The organism is Dickeya parazeae Ech586, assembly GCF_000025065.1.
Classification (GTDB): Bacteria; Pseudomonadota; Gammaproteobacteria; order Enterobacterales; family Enterobacteriaceae; genus Dickeya; species Dickeya zeae.
The window spans coordinates 959,956-975,088 of record NC_013592.1; the positions used below are offsets into that span (position 1 = coordinate 959,956).

A 15,133-nucleotide genomic window follows, 5' to 3' on the forward strand; every position below is an offset into this window, starting at 1 on the left:
ACCGGGCCGCAGGCTCAGAAGGTAAAACTCAGTTTGGCGGCAGCACCATAGGTGTGTTGGCTTGCAGTGCCGACCATGCCGGTCAGGTCAAGATGGACGCCGAAGGGAGATAGCCCAATACCGGCGGTGACCTGGTCTTTGTCACTGTCGCGCATATTGGCGCGATAACCCACACGCAATTGCGCCCAGGACAACACGCGATATTCCGCACCCACACCGGCGTACTGGTTCTTTTTCTCAGCATCAAAACCACTGGCGGGCGTCAGGTCGATATCGGTCGCCAGCGTCAGCTTTTCTTTGTTCCAGGCCGTGCCTGCAGTGACCTGAGGACGAAGGCTGAAAGTGCGCTGAATGCCCTGCACCTCTTTGGTATCGATCCGACGGCCAATCAGGTTTTGCGCCACCAGACCGGCACTCCAGTCTGGCGTCAGGTTGGTACTTACCCCCAAATCCAGGTTCGCACCGGTCGTGGACTTTCTGAATTCTGAATTGCGGAAATCGGAAGCGCTGTAGTTATTGATTGATGCAATATAGTTATAGGTATCAATCTGTTGCAGTTTTGGGGTAATGCCGACCGAAACCGGCTGACCAGCGATACTGAATGCTTTCGCCATGGCAACACCGTACTCGGTCACCAGCGCGCCTGCGCCTTCGGCCCGGGAGGTGAAGTTATTCAGGTCGGCTGAACTGGGAATGGTTCTTCCTACCGCCACGCTATCCAGATAGGCCAGATCACGGTCGGTCACCACCGCTTTGGCGTTGGCAACCCCCCAGCCTTTCACGACAAAAGCAAAGGGTAGCGTTTGATTAGGAACTGCAATGACGGCCGCTGCCGCAGCATCGCCGTAAGCGCGATCGCCATTGATGCCTTCCAATTCACCCCGCAGCGACTGAAAGGAGGAGATACCCTGCTGTAACGCCAGTCGGCGCAACAGTGGGTTGGTGACACCGCTGCTGGCGTTCAGCGTGTTTTTGACGCTGTCCCAACTGCTTTTGATACGATCAAACTTGTCTTCCACTTTATCCGGATCGGAAACGAAGACACCAACGGACGGGAGGATCACGCTAACATTGTCGCTGGCCTGCGCGTTGGTGAGCAACGCCGGGTTGGTCAATGCTGCAGAACCGTAGTGGGATGAGGCGACACCCGTTCCCCCCATAGCGTCATTCCTTGCATCCGACCAGGTGCCAGCGGCAAAGGAGATGGCGGGAGAAAACAAACCCGCTACCGTTATGGCGCGGACGAGTGAGTTTTTGTGCATACGAGCATTCCTTTATCAAAATAAGGGATTGAGGAAAAATTTCCTTTTTGCTGTGTGCTCGTAGTGTTTTTTAAAAATAAACGTAGTAGCTAAAGTAAAAGTAGAGGACACCCTTATACAGACTGAGAAAAAATACTCCAGTGGCAGGAGGCTTGTCTCACAGCAGCTTGAAATGGCTTTTTCGGTGTGTCGCTTTTTCAGTGTGTTATTGCACCCAAGACCTGCGTGCAAAAAGCATCGACAGCCTAACATTTTCATTTTTGGCAGTGATAGTCTTTTACCTGATATCAGGCACTTCTGGTGGCGTGTTTTTCTAGTTTGTTGAATTTATTATCTTTATTGATTGCGTGAATAGCGTGCTTTAACTCGCTTTATTTGATGGAATGAATATCTTGAATTAATGTCGGTATTATGTAACCCCTGTGTTATCTGCCAGATAACGTCCATATCCACCTTGTAGCAGCGTTGAATCTTTCCTTATTTTCTTTGTGATGATGGCGGCATTCATTTACCTCTTATTATGCCATTAGATTATTTTATGCTGATGGTGTTTTTAATCCCTGATAGGGTGAAAGCTCAAGGGGCATAGGAAAGCGAGTGTTTATTTCTACAGCTATCTTGTACCGGCGTGCGGGCCGTAACGATAAAAGGTGAAGTATGGGAAAAATTGAACGATTTCAGCGTGGGGATTTACTGGTGGCGGCCTGTCCGTCGCGCGAAGTTTTACAACATATCACCAGCCGCTGGGGCATTCTGGTCCTGATTGTACTGGAGTCCAAAACGCTGCGGTTCAGTGAATTACGTCGGCTGATTAATGGTATCAGCGAACGTATGCTGGCTCAGACCTTACAATGTCTGGAAGGTGACGGTTTGATTCATCGGGTGGCTTACGATGTGGTGCCGCCGCACGTGGAATACAGCCTGACCCCGTTGGGAAAAGAAGCATCGGAAAAGGTGCGAGTGCTGGTCGATTGGATAGAAGAAAGTATGCCGCGTATTACTGAACACTGGCGTAAATCGGGAGCGTCGCGTTCGTTGAAAACGCCCGCCTGATATTTGCTGCGCGTTCGAACTGCGTGACAGGCTTTCCCCGAGAGCTATCTTGTGAGACCCCACGCATCAAACTGTTTGTTGATTTCCTTAATGGACGCGAGCTTTATCTTGGGGAGTGTCAGTGTTTCAAAAAGCTCGGCATAGTATTTCCGGTTCCCTGGCGTGACAGCGGCAATATGGTGGATCATTCTCCAGTTCAGTCTGTCTTTTCCTCCTTCCAGACCACCGTAACGCTGGTGCTGAAACAGCGTGCGGTTCACATAGCGAGACAAACTCGCCAGTGTGGATATATCAAGCAAAATAAGCCCGGTGGCGCGAGATAAACGCTGTGGCAGGCATCTTTTGTAATTTCCATCCATGACCCACTTTTCTTTATTGATTGCCGCATCGTGCAATAGCAGAAATTCACTGAATGGACGTTCTTGCCAGTTCGAATAGGGGACATGGAAAAAACGGTCCAGATGGATAACCTCCAGATGACGTTTCTTCGCGATTGCATAAGCCAGGGTAGATTTACCGCTATTTGATGGGCCGATAACGCAAATTCTGTCGCCTAAATCGGAAAGTTTCATCGAGACTCTCATTCATCGCCGCTGAACCCGAGCCAATAATACTGACGTTGATGCCATTGTTCTATTATTAATCGACCGCTTAGCGGGAGGAGAGGGATTATCTCGAATGATGCTGTCACTGGCGCTATAACAGAACATCCCGGCCTTCAGGCCAGGATGTTAAGCAAGCAGGTTGAAGCATAAGGGGGCTTTTTTACCGTTCTTGTGCTGCTAAGTCAGAGCGGTCTGTGGCTCAGGGTTTTGCCAGTGAAATGGCAAAGGTACCCTGTGGAACCACCGGCAGATATTTACGGTAATAGTCGAGATAGTTTTTGACCGGATCGATATCTTTAAATAATTCGGGGTAGAGGGATTTGGCAATAAACTGCACCATGGCGAAGTCAGACAACGTGCGTGACGCGCCCTGATAAACCGCGAACACCTGCTGGTTTTTCACCGCAGGAAAATCTTCCCAGCCAGCGCGCTGAGTGAACCCACGCAATTTGGCCTCAGCATCCGCTTTATTCACACCCACGCCCATTAGCATTGCATCGGCGACTTTGTTGTCCTCACGACCGGAGAAGAACACGGCGTCTGGTTTGCTGCTCAGCACTTGCTCTGGGTTCATAATTCCCCACAATTTCACATAGGGGGCGGCAATATTATCGCCACCGGCTAAATCCAGCATCGATCCCCACATGTTTTGACCGTAGGTAAAGGAGTATTCGGACGGGCCACGGTTACCGAATTCAAAATACACTTTGGGCTTAGGTTTATGGGCCGCAGCAATACGTGCTTCTACCGTTTCGATGCTGCTTTGATAAAAGTGTGCTATCTCATTGGCGCGTTCGGTGTTTCCCGTCAGCTGACCAAATATTTGCGTTGATTTCACATGCAGAGCGACCGTCTGAGCGTTGTAATCCACCACAACGACAGGGATATGCAGTTGCTCAAGGGTGGCGACTTCTGCTTTCAGCGCCTGATATTGCCAGCTCGCCAGGATCACCACATCGGGTTTCAGGCTGATCAACTTCTCAATTGACACGTTATGCAAGTCAACTTCGCCAATATCGGGCAGTGTTGCCAGTGAAGGGCGATGTTTCACGTACATCTCCCAGTTGGCCGGAACCTTGCCGCGCCAGGCTTCGCGCGAGATACCCACGACATGATCGTAGGCCTTATCACCGCCGACGGCCATGTAGTCTTCAAAGTAAAAGCCCAGAATGGCGCGTTTAACCGGCACATCAACGGTCACGTTGCGCCCGGCGGTGTCATTGATCGTCACTTGTGCGGCGATGGAGGCACCGCTAATGACAGATAAACCGAGTAACGCGATACCCCTGAAAATACTGAACAACATCCTGACCTCTCTTCTTATATGACCTGGAATCATGCGCCGAAAAATCTGAATAAGAATAATAAAAATTCGCATTAAAGGCCAGCGGGATAGAGGAGGATTAGGAAACAACATGCAGGTATTAGTGAAGGTTAAGTATTTTGTGGATGTAAAACTGCAGCGACGTGATTTTTGAAAAAAGAGTCTGAGCTATCAGGATGATTATTCAATATTACAGTATTCAGCAAGGCTCCTGCTTGTTCTTGATTATGCCGTTCAGTGCGGTAGTCTTGTAAAATTTATTTATCAATAGGGTAAAGGAATGGACGCTATACAGCAGCATGCTGCGACACTTTTGGAGCGAGTTGCACACTGGAATGAGATGATGCTTCAGGCGCGGTCCTGTCATCAGGAGCTTGCGCCCGATTTTAGCCTTGTGGACTGGCTGAAGAATGACGAGCTGGCGCTTTCACGCTACCTGCGATTTTTACTTTCTCCTGATGAAACGCATGGTCAGGCTGCATTGTTTTTAAAAACGTTTATTTCCCTGATTAAAATGAGGGAATATTATAGCCCGGTGGTCGCCGGAGACAGTGATTATAACGTCAGGGGGGGATTGTGAAGTCACTGTCGAAAATGGAAGAAAGATAGACCTGTTGCTGACGTTTCTTGATGGTGTCATCGCTATTGAAAATAAACCATGGGCTGCAGATCAGGAAAATCAGTTACGGGATTATGCGCTATGGCTCAATAAACGTGAAAGGCCATGGACGTTAATCTATTTATGCAATCATGAACCGAGTGAGTTAAGCCTTCCTGAACACACACCGGAAGTACTGAAGAAGGATATCTTGGTATGAGGTTGTCGAATGGTTGAATACCTGTTTATGTGATGTGAAGGCTGCGGCAGTCAGAATTTTTGTTGAATCATTGGTTAAATATATCCAGAAATCAGTTAATGGTGAGTTCATTATGGATAACAGCCGCGAGCTATCGGAAATCATCCGGAAAGATAATCGCTCTATCGAGTCTGCATTTATGATTTTCAATCAGATGAATGAAGTTCGTGACTCCCTATTAAATGAATTCATTCTCGCATTGAATGATTCCTTTAAAGACTACCCTTTTGTAGTACAGTACTATAATCAGAGCTCTTTAAAATATGGTACTAATTTTTATATACGTTTTTATCCCAGTAGTTATTTTTCTCTATGCTGGGAGTTTGGCCGCTCAAATTATAGCGATTTATATTTCGGCATCTCTGATGAGAGTCTCGGTGCGGATGCAGACAGAACAGAGAAGATCAGTACAGCCATGTCAGCATTGTTTTCAGCTTCGCAGGGAAAAATCAGTAAGCACTGGTCCTGGTGGAGCTGGGATTTGGATCCTCAAGGAAGAAATCGAATCCCCAGAAACTGGAGCAATGATGGGGCTGTATGGATAAAACTACGTGAGCGTGGTGAGGGCAGCATCTTTGAAACTATACGTGAAGTGATTCTCACGGTGTATCAAAAAATGGATTTGGATTTATTACGATAACGTGTAGCTGTCGGAATATCGAAAACGTAAATGTTGCGGATGCATGACCTGCTCCTCATTGCTTAACACCAAAGGTCGGTACCGTGAGGGGAGAAAATAACTACTGACACTGGGCTGTCCATCAGACGAGTCATCGAACGGAGTTTGATGGAGAGTCCGCAAGCTGAAAAGCAAAAAACCAGCTCGCAGGCTGGTTTTTCTTAATAAGTGGTGCCGGACTCGGAATCATATCCACGATTAACATGCTGTTTATCATTGGTTTTATTGGTATTTATCGTAAACAGCGCCCCCACGAAAGCCTCCATAAAAAATCGCTTTGTTTTTGTGATGGCTGTCACGATGAATCGGTGTTTTAGCGGTTAACGGCGCTAAAGACGTGGTTTCATCTCCTATGCAGGCAACAGCCGACAGCTCTCTGGGTTGAATATATTTTAAACGTAGACTTGATATGTAGGATTCGTGGTTTTTGAGATAATCATAAATGATGTGATCTATAATAGATGGATTATATTGGTATTTTTGCTATTATTTTGAGATGTTCTCATAATCTATTTGAGATAACTACATATCATGGCTCAATTTAATCACTTTGAACTTTCGCTTCTGAACCCCAGTTTTGACTCCCCTTTAGTCGACGCTCTGACAGAGCTGGAATTACTCCGGCATCTGAGACTGGAAACGGATGTTCACCCTATCCTGTTTGCGCAATTGAAAGCCGTTTTCCACATGCTGGAGAGTCTGGGTTCTGCGAGGATTGAGGGAAACCACACGACACTTGCCGACTATGTGGAAAGCAAAGTCGAAGGAACACAGAGTTCGACGGATCAGCTCAAAGAAATCAACAATATTGAAGCTGCGATGGAATTCATCGACGAGCATCTAAATAATGGTGATGAGATAACGGAATATTTTATCCGCGAGCTACATAGTCTGGCGGTTGTCGGGTTGCAACAAGAAGGCGACAGAACGCCCGGTGCCTATCGACAACATAACGTTAGCATCGCTCAGTCTGACCATTTACCGCCGGATCATATCCACGTTCCTGATTATATGGCAGAACTGACCGGCTTTATTAACCGTGCTGATAAACCAAAATATGATCTGATGAAAATTGCACTGGTGCATCACCGTTTTGGCTGGATACACCCATTCGGTAACGGTAATGGCAGAACGGTCAGACTGCTAACCTATGCGTTATTGATCAAGTATGGTTTTAATGTTCAGGCAGGTGGCCGGGTTCTTAATCCGACAGCGGTATTCTGTAATGATCGTGAGCGTTATTACGCCATGCTTTCATTAGCCGATAAGGGAACAGAGCGGGGCTTAGAAGAATGGTGTTTATATGTGCTTTCGGGAATTTCATCTGAGTTGAAGAAAGTCGATCAACTGACAAACCATGCTTTTTTGAGTACAAAAATACTGTATCCAGCGATCGACTTTTCATCTGAAAGAGGGCTAATAAACCCGTTGGAATCTAAAGTTCTTAAACGCGCTGTCGAGCTAGGGACGATAAAAGCGGGTGATCTCCGTACCGCTTTACCTGACATGAAACCAGCGCAGGTGACTTATCAGCTCGGTAAATTGATTGACCGGGGACTGCTCCAACCAGTGGAAGAAGGTGCTCGTTCCTATACGGCGAAGTTTTCTAACTCATATCTGATTCGTGGGGTGATTAGGGTTTTGCGGGAAGAAGGGTTTATTCCTAACCTATAATCTTAATGAGTAAATTAAATTACAGGCTCCATGTTTTTGTCTTCTATAAATATTAAGGTGGTTATTTCCCAAACCACCTTAATTTAATATATGTTAATTAATATGCTATAAATTTTCTTGTAACCAAGATTCTAACGCATCTACTTGTACAAAGTTAATATTAGTTTCATAGGGTGGATATCTCAACCACCAGTAAATTTGTCTACTAATGTACAAATTAATGAATTTGACGTCATGCTTATCTCTGGAGTTATTCCAGTTTAGTAGGGTAAGAATATCATTATAATTTTCCGCTAGAAAATTAATTCTTTTTTCTATTTTCCCAATCTGTCCTCTTTTATCACCTCTACCAAATATTTTCTCTCGTAAACGACGCATATCTTTAATGCAATAGTAGGGCTGATTATACTTACACTCTATATTCAACCAGGTGTTGCTATCAGAAAAATAGGCTAAAGTATCAAAATCACCTACATCAGGAAATTTTTTCTTTGGAAAGCGTTTCTTAAAGTCGATGCCAAGTTCAATTTGGGTTGCGAACCTTTTTACAATATTAAAAGTGGTTATTTCTAATTGCTTTTCAATACCCTCTTTTATCTTGCCAACCTCATGTGAAATGTGGCTCCATTCAAACTCGGCAGGAAGATATCCATTTGCAGTATGAGCAATCCATATTGTCCCAGCTCGATAAGCTGCCGCAGCGCCCCAGATTATATTACTATTGCTTGTTTCTATTAGTGGGCGAATATTATATCGATGATCTCGTTTATTGTGATCGGATATAGGAACATCAAAACATTCAGAATCAGTACCAAGTAACTTTCTTATCTTATTGGGATTGAGAATAAGAAAGTCTATTATCTTCTCTACTTCGTCATTAACCAAGTTTGTATTGTTTTTAAGCAATATGTTTACCATATCAGCCCTTGTCGTCTGATATGAAGGATTTAATTCAATTTGGTTAAATCTGGCCCATTGAAACAGAATAGAGAAAACAGAAAGTAAACTAGAGTATTTGAAGCCTAGATCTTGTTGAAATGCACGATCAAGAACATCCACTTTTTCATTTATAATATCGGAGTCTACAGAGTCAGTGTCGTTTAAATTATAACCTAACTTATAGCCAGCCTGTTCTTCACTAAACTTATCTTCTTTAATCTCACGATCTTCGGAAAAAAATATTTGTGGGATGTAAAAATTATCTATATTCAAACCGCCTACATCAATATCATTATGCAAGATGTCACTTGCATTATAAAGTACGATTAACCAATCGATATCAGCGAGTAATTGTAAGATATCATCGGTAGTAGGTATGGTTTCATTTTTTGAGTTAAGACTTAAAGTGCATTCAAGCAAGTATCTATAATTTGCTGACATACGATTGAATTCATTACTCTGGTTTGCTAATTTTTCTGTTCTATTATAATTAACCTCATGTTGAAGGCTTAACATAATGTTTTTATTTTTTCTATGGTCTTCGGCTACATAAGCATCATAGTTTTCAATTACAAATTGTAGCAAGTGCTCTCTGTTCATAGAGAGTATTGTTGCGTGGATTTTTTCTCTGAAAAAATCGGCTAAAGGGTTAATGATGTCCTTGGCATTTTGTAGCTCATAACTACCTTCCTTAATTCCAGACTCTTTAATTAAGTTAGCTAATTTTTTTCTGGCTAGTTTGAAGTGTTTGGCTTCAGGAATATTGGGTTTTATTTCTAGAGTATCAAAGGTGCGCTCTTCGCTGGATATTGCCATCCTGGCAGGTCTGTTACCTGTGTTGACTATTTGTTGCCTGATGTCTTCGGAGAACTCGATATTAAGTATTTTGGATAGCAATTGTAAGAATGTAATGCAGACATCAGCCTGGAAACTGGCATTTTGTGGTCTGTTAAGACGATATTGCATGAAAGGTAAATTAATGCAAATTTGTATGTTCGCAGAAGAATTATAATTATTAATTAACGATGTATGAGTGAACAGCTCAGGGGAAACATGTTCTGCAATATCAGAATTACTATTTACCAGGTATTTTTTGTCAACAGCACAATGAACAGTGATTCTGTCTATGTTCTGGAATGATATATTTTTAAAAATATCTTTTCGTTGCGATAAAGCATCACTGGCACATTCTAAAAATAATGTCAGAAGCTGACCGTTAAGATGATCTTCGTTTAGTAATGGCTTGCAATCGGCACAAAAATGAATTGTGCAATTATTAATCGTTGTAGACCAGGATACATAGAAATGACTTTTCGATATTAATGAAATATTTCCTTGGTAACTACTACTGATGTTCCATTTCACATTGGCATCAGGGAAATTTGAGGGAACCTGTGACCAGTATTTTTCCAGTTCTTCATATCTCCAATTAGAACCCCAATGAGGATCAAGAGTAATCATGTTAAAATTTATGGCACCATCTTCTAATACAGAATGAGTTCCTTTGAATGATGCAAACTTATCTATTATTGAAATAAGGAACGGATTTATTTTTGATTTATTTTGATCTAAATATGAAAAAAACAATGATAGTTCATTTAGATTATCTATTGAGTCAAATAATGCAATAAATTCTGTCAAAAAGAGAATGTGGTAACTATATTTTAGTCGCGGTGGCTCAAAAAAATGCATGGCAGTAGTAAGATTAGAATTTATGAAAATAAATTCAATATCATTAATTGATAGTTGTTCCCCTGAGCCATTTCGAATACCTAACAATTGTGATGATGAAATCGGTGATAAAGCCCACTTACCTTGATTAAAAAGTTCAAAAACGTCTTCTTCTATATTTTTTAACTTACTTGCTGAATCAATATCAAAAAGAGCAAATAAATAAAACTTATCATTACCCTGTAATAATCCTGAGAATTTATAAGGTAGGACCTTTTTTTTGCTCAGGAGCAGAAATGGTTCCTCAATTATGCTTTCAAAACACTGTGATATGAAATTTGAAATGGCATCAGAACAATCGATATCCATTTTTTTGGAAGCGTAGTGCTCAATAATTACATTTGCCATATTCCTGAATGACAATGGATAAACATGATTATCAATGCTGACGCCAATAGCAGGGAGTGCTACACCTTCCATTATTATATTTGATAATTCAGAGAGGGAGTTAATGCTTTTAAACTCCCCGGATTTTTTAATAAATATTTTTTCTGTCTGACTTATTAATTGTTCAAACGCATGACTTGTATCCGTTAAAGCCTGCCGGCAAGCTTTCCAGAACGTTTCTGGGGGGATTTCGACATGGCCGGGCGAGAGCTCTTGCTCTGAGAGAGTATCAACTGGATTTATGCTTGATAAAAATTTATCCTGTAAAATAAGAACATTTTCCATTTGCTTAAGAATAATTGGATATTTCGCGTATCTAATTCCAAAAGCTTGAATATAATCATATAAGCGTTCGACTGAGCTACCGTAAAAAATTCTATAAATATTATCTCCCCATTGTATTCTTATTTTTCCCCAGTCTTGTTCAGGGACAAAGTCTTCCATTTGAGGAATGTCAGGTAATATCTTATAAATAATGCTAAAAAATTCGCTTGCTTGTTGATATGTTTTAAGTTCCTTTTGGTTATCAAACATACTAACATCCATGGAGAGCAAGGTGTTGAAAGCTATAGTGTGTTTTACAGGTGATGAGATATTAGGTAGCCATAATTCGGAAATACTTAATGTGAGAAAAAGTTCTGCAAGGTTATACTCTTTATAAACAGATGTTAAATTATCTTTTATTTTTGGCATAACGTCTTCATAGTTTCTATTTCCCTTGCCAGGAGATTTTTCTCTGGATTTGTTATTGCTTTTTTTCTTTTTTAAATCTCGTTTTGCCTTGCTGTTCTTTCCCATTTTAAAATCCTTTTGAGAACTAAGTGTATCGATATGCTGGATTTAATATCCTTCAAGTCTTAACTTTGCATGCCGATCATTATTTGCAGCATCAAAATCATAATGTGAAGCAAGATCATCAAAGACACTTGCTAGTTTGGGATGAGTAAAATATAACTGGTTGGCAATTTCTTTGTACTGGTCAACTAGTTTTCGTTCTTTATCACCGCCTTCATAATAAGCTCTTACTGTTGCGCCACGGCTATTAATAGTGCCATGATTTCATCCCGTTCTGTTTCTTCCAGTAAATCTTTGATTATTATGCTGTGCCATGGTGCATTATTTATATTTTTTGAGCGGGATATCCATTCACCGATTATATAATCGGTAGTATTGCTTCTGTCATTTTCTGTCGCCAGTTTCCTTACTTCCTTAATCCAGTTATTAAATACGAATTCATCAATATTATTATCTGGTTTCAGACCGGGGATCCCTTTTCCTTGATTCAGAACTCTGCCTGCTTGTTGTGCCGCAGCCATTAAGGATTCATCCTGTTTATATTCTTTCTCGGATTCTGGTTTATAAGCAAGATATATTAATTGAATAAAGAGTGGTGGATTGGAAAGTAACTCCGCGTAAAGATTTTTCGCTCCTTTTTCACAATTTCTGAATGCTGAGAAAAAAAAGAATTCCAGTAAGGCCAAATCTAAACGTGAAACCTGGCCTGATGATTCAAGGTATTCTATAGCCTTGGATAAATGCCAGCCATTTGGTATTGGTACATCTTTTTCGGTGCTAGTTCTGAATCCATGTAACAGTTTCAAGATGTTTTGCCAGGAAATTTTTTCCATACGATGTTTTACGAGATTAAATGCCGATATATACCTTTCAGAAAGCATCATTTTTCCGATAAAGTAGTCAATTTCATCAGCATCATCACTCCAGATATGTGGATAATTTATCCTTTTCCAGTACAGGGCTTGGGCGTTTTCGGGGTAACTCGCAAGGTTGTGCCATGTAGCCATATTGGGTGGGAGTATTGAGTGGAATGCGGCAATTTTCTCATCACTATCCATCTCATTTTTGAACTCTTGAGAATTTAACAGAATAAGTTGTTTTTCTTCAGGGAGCCAGGCATAAAATGAACTTATCAATGGATCGTGAAATGGGAAACCATTGTCTTTAAATTTTTCAACAATCCATGAGAATGACTCAATCAAATTTAAGTTGCAGGTAGCCAGGGACTCACCTATTACAGACGGCGATTGTGCTAATGAAAGTAAAGATGATATTCCATCCCATCCTTGCTGGAAATATATCTCTTCTATTGCACTGGTTCGCATTTTTATTATTTCTTTGCTGTGAACCTCATAATCTCGCTCACTCCCTTCGGCCAATACGGGATATTGAGAAGTGAACAATCGACGTTTATCAAGAATAATATCCTGGAGAGTAAATAAACTGACAAATGCCATGAGGTTTTCTGCGACCGCTCTGCTTTTTTTATCTCCATCTGTGTTATACGAATTATGCCAGTTCAGATAGTGATACAGTGCTTCTCTCACAATTTCCTTATCTCCATCGGAAAAAGAAATTGTGCTTTTAATTAATGTAATAAGCCTTTCCTGGTAGGCACCTTCAAAATGATCTATTCGCCTGATAAGAGCTGCTATTCTTTCAGCATTATTTTCTGCCAGATTCAGTATTCGCTCACCCAGTGCAGAATAATATGCACTAAGAAAAATCCCTCTCATTTGCGCACTGCCAGCATCATCATCCCGCCATTTTGGTCTGGCATTTTCCATATACATACCACCCATAGGATCGGTTTGTTCATAGAGAAAACGCCAGATAATGCTCTCGTGTTTTTTGATAAGCATATCAAGTACGATAAGTCTTTGTTCATCAGTAGCCATTGTTTGAGGCCAGTAGGGCCTGAGCAACGATTTCAGGGTATTTTCCGGCGTGTTGGCCCAGTTTCCCTGAGTTCTTAATGATGATAGCATTGCCAGAATAAGGCTGACTCTGAATAATCGCCTTGGATTCCATGCCAGGATTTCCAGCGCATGTAATAAGTCAGCATGCCAACAACGCATACCAAAGCCAGTGCTTTCACTCGTTTCCGTTAGTGGGCGAGTAACGGCAACCTCTGTTGACTGTAAGCTTGTTTCTATGGATTTTAAGAACACCTCTGGTGATGCTTCAGCTAACGAACATAATACATCTGTTAATGACAGCCATCTCTCACCATCGGCATCCATCAGCAGATCTCTAACCAGATTGTCGATGGCAGCAATGATGAAGTCTGAATTAATCCCTTCACTGCTTTCAGCGTAGATTCTGAGCTTCACCAGTGAGTCAGCGATTGATTTCAGAATAAAATCTGATTCTGAACGAACTTTTCCATAGATAGATGCCATCCAGCGATCTTCGTTTTTAAGCTCCAGGGCCGGATCGGGTTTAAGTAGCGTCTGTTTTACAACCAAGAAGAAACGTTCGAGCTGACTTTCTGTTAGTCGGGGGGCAAGCTGATACAGTAGCTCAATGGGAGATTTTGCTTTCCATACATCACCAATCTGTAAAACCGGAGAGTCATCCCGAAGAGATATTTCGCGTAGTTCCTGTTCCAGTTCTTCGTAATCTTTTTGCGCAATAGTTTCAACGCAATATTTATCGCCTTCCTTTTTGCCATTCCAACATCCCACCAGGGTCAACGTGATTAACGCTTTTGCTGGCGATGTGGTCAGCCATACGGGAGATGAAATTGTCGGGTTTCTGGCCCTAAGGCGTCGATAAACTGACCAGGACCGCCCGGTTGTTCGTGATAACCGCCTTGCATCGGATTCTTCTTCTCCTAAAGCAATGAGCTTCTCTTCAAAATCACTTCGGGTAAGACGCTCCAGTGTAATGGTATCGTTTTGTTTATTGCCTGTCGTATTGTGATCGCCCAGGGAAAATGGAATAAAAACAGTTCGTTCAGGCTGGCATCGGCTTTGTCTGGAAATATCACTGTTCATCGCCAGACAAAGTTGAATTGAGGGATTTTTATCAATAAAGCGCCATCCATCATCAGTAGTTATACAGGCTGCTATATTTTCATGACCCATTTCTATTAGGCTGGCACAGGCAAAAGCGATAGCCTCTTCCTGACTGTCTGCCCGGATAATAATTTGTTCTTTTTTCTCTGACAGAAAGCCGTTCAGCGTATTTTTTTCTTCTTCTCTACCCGTCAGTAAGGTTTCTTTTGTTAACGGAAATTGTGACTGATTGCGCCATCGTTCCCAGAAATGGGAAATGGATTCAATGCCTGCGCCAGTATGGCCCGTTAGTTCACCGAACCAGAGAGCTACAGCCGGTGCGTTTTCCAGCCACGTTTCCAGATCGTCAGCATCAAATGCATAAACGTTGGACCAGATGTTTTCAGCTTGGGCTTCTTTGAGCCAGTTATCTTTTTTTGGCCACCGACGTGGTGATACGAAAACGAAGCGGCTTTGAGCCGCTTCCTGTGGTGAAATTTGTTGATTTCGTTTCCGAAAATCTGAGCGGGCTTTAGTAATGATGTCGGAGGAACAGCCCATTTCCCAGAAAGAGGAACCACCAGGAACCCAGATATTGCCTTTGTCAGCCTGGACAATACCATCCCAGCCGCTGCCTGAAACAGAATCACCGCCGGGCATACTCAATGCTGTTATTGTTGTGGTCGCATTGATTAATCGCCGGATCAAAATGGGCAATATTCCCTGAGCGTCTCTTGTGTCCGCCCACTGTTCGATTTGGGTCGCGGTGATCCTCATATTCAGATCCTCAAGATGTGTTTTCTGGATTATATTTTAGGTTACTGAATG

The 15,133-nt window shown here is 42.3% G+C and carries 10 protein-coding genes; 5 read left to right on the forward strand and 5 right to left on the reverse strand.

Features of this window, described 5'->3' with window-relative positions:
- Window positions 1-14 precede the first annotated feature (14 nt).
- The gene (gene traF / locus DD586_RS04345) at window positions 15-1,262 is read right to left on the reverse strand and encodes a conjugal transfer protein TraF (protein ID WP_012883600.1); all 1,248 of its coding nucleotides are present in this window, start codon (window positions 1,260-1,262) and stop codon (window positions 15-17) included.
- Between the two features lie 657 nt (window positions 1,263-1,919).
- Between traF and DD586_RS04350 the strand changes: the two genes are divergently transcribed.
- Complete coding sequence (locus tag DD586_RS04350; RefSeq protein WP_012883601.1) at window positions 1,920-2,315, forward strand: winged helix-turn-helix transcriptional regulator; 396 nt, start codon at window positions 1,920-1,922, stop codon at window positions 2,313-2,315.
- Window positions 2,316-2,359: 44 nt separating this feature from the next.
- Here the strand turns inward: DD586_RS04350 and DD586_RS04355 are convergent, their stop codons facing one another.
- Together DD586_RS04355 and DD586_RS04360 are read right to left on the reverse strand one after the other, a co-directional pair.
- Window positions 2,360-2,887, reverse strand: coding sequence for a P-loop NTPase family protein (locus DD586_RS04355; RefSeq protein WP_012883602.1), 528 nt, complete (start codon window positions 2,885-2,887; stop codon window positions 2,360-2,362).
- Between the two features lie 232 nt (window positions 2,888-3,119).
- Window positions 3,120-4,226: an ABC transporter substrate-binding protein gene (locus DD586_RS04360; protein ID WP_012883603.1), complete on the reverse strand. Its 1,107-nt coding sequence runs from the start codon at window positions 4,224-4,226 to the stop codon at window positions 3,120-3,122.
- Window positions 4,227-4,524: 298 nt separating this feature from the next.
- Between DD586_RS04360 and DD586_RS22215 the strand changes: the two genes are divergently transcribed.
- The 4 genes from DD586_RS22215 (at window position 4,525) to DD586_RS04370 (ending at window position 7,454) form a co-directional block, all read left to right on the forward strand.
- Window positions 4,525-4,824, forward strand: a complete 300-nt coding sequence (locus DD586_RS22215) for a PD-(D/E)XK nuclease family protein (protein WP_012883604.1) — start codon at window positions 4,525-4,527, stop codon at window positions 4,822-4,824.
- A complete protein-coding gene (locus DD586_RS22220; RefSeq protein WP_228669743.1) occupies window positions 4,796-5,062 on the forward strand; it encodes a PD-(D/E)XK nuclease family protein in 267 nt (88 codons plus the stop codon). Before DD586_RS22215 ends, DD586_RS22220 begins: the two co-directional genes overlap by 29 nt.
- 112 nt (window positions 5,063-5,174) lie before the next feature.
- The gene (locus tag DD586_RS22225; protein WP_012883605.1) at window positions 5,175-5,741 is read left to right on the forward strand and encodes a hypothetical protein; all 567 of its coding nucleotides are present in this window, start codon (window positions 5,175-5,177) and stop codon (window positions 5,739-5,741) included.
- A gap of 570 nt (window positions 5,742-6,311) precedes the next feature.
- Complete coding sequence (locus DD586_RS04370; protein WP_012883606.1) at window positions 6,312-7,454, forward strand: Fic family protein; 1,143 nt, start codon at window positions 6,312-6,314, stop codon at window positions 7,452-7,454.
- 105 nt (window positions 7,455-7,559) lie between these two features.
- Here DD586_RS04370 and DD586_RS04375 read toward each other — a convergent pair whose 3' ends face one another.
- On the reverse strand, window positions 7,560-11,309 hold the full coding sequence (locus tag DD586_RS04375) for a hypothetical protein (RefSeq protein WP_012883607.1): 3,750 nt from the start codon (window positions 11,307-11,309) through the stop codon (window positions 7,560-7,562).
- A gap of 224 nt (window positions 11,310-11,533) precedes the next feature.
- On the reverse strand, window positions 11,534-15,082 hold the full coding sequence (locus tag DD586_RS04380; RefSeq protein ID WP_228669745.1) for a hypothetical protein: 3,549 nt from the start codon (window positions 15,080-15,082) through the stop codon (window positions 11,534-11,536).
- Window positions 15,083-15,133: the final 51 nt, after the last annotated feature.

Excerpts from the sequence above, each read along its gene's own strand:
- traF (WP_012883600.1), bottom strand. The coding sequence starts at position 1,262 with ATGCACAAAAACTCACTCGTCCGCGCCATAACGGTAGCGGGTTTGTTT.
- DD586_RS04350 (WP_012883601.1), top strand. The coding sequence starts at position 1,920 with ATGGGAAAAATTGAACGATTTCAGCGTGGGGATTTACTGGTGGCGGCC.
- DD586_RS04355 (WP_012883602.1), bottom strand. The coding sequence starts at position 2,887 with ATGAAACTTTCCGATTTAGGCGACAGAATTTGCGTTATCGGCCCATCA.
- DD586_RS04360 (WP_012883603.1), bottom strand. The coding sequence starts at position 4,226 with ATGTTGTTCAGTATTTTCAGGGGTATCGCGTTACTCGGTTTATCTGTC.
- DD586_RS22215 (WP_012883604.1), top strand. The coding sequence starts at position 4,525 with ATGGACGCTATACAGCAGCATGCTGCGACACTTTTGGAGCGAGTTGCA.
- DD586_RS22225 (WP_012883605.1), top strand. The coding sequence starts at position 5,175 with ATGGATAACAGCCGCGAGCTATCGGAAATCATCCGGAAAGATAATCGC.
- DD586_RS04370 (WP_012883606.1), top strand. The coding sequence starts at position 6,312 with ATGGCTCAATTTAATCACTTTGAACTTTCGCTTCTGAACCCCAGTTTT.
- DD586_RS04375 (WP_012883607.1), bottom strand. The coding sequence starts at position 11,309 with ATGGGAAAGAACAGCAAGGCAAAACGAGATTTAAAAAAGAAAAAAAGC.
- DD586_RS04380 (WP_228669745.1), bottom strand. The coding sequence starts at position 15,082 with ATGAGGATCACCGCGACCCAAATCGAACAGTGGGCGGACACAAGAGAC.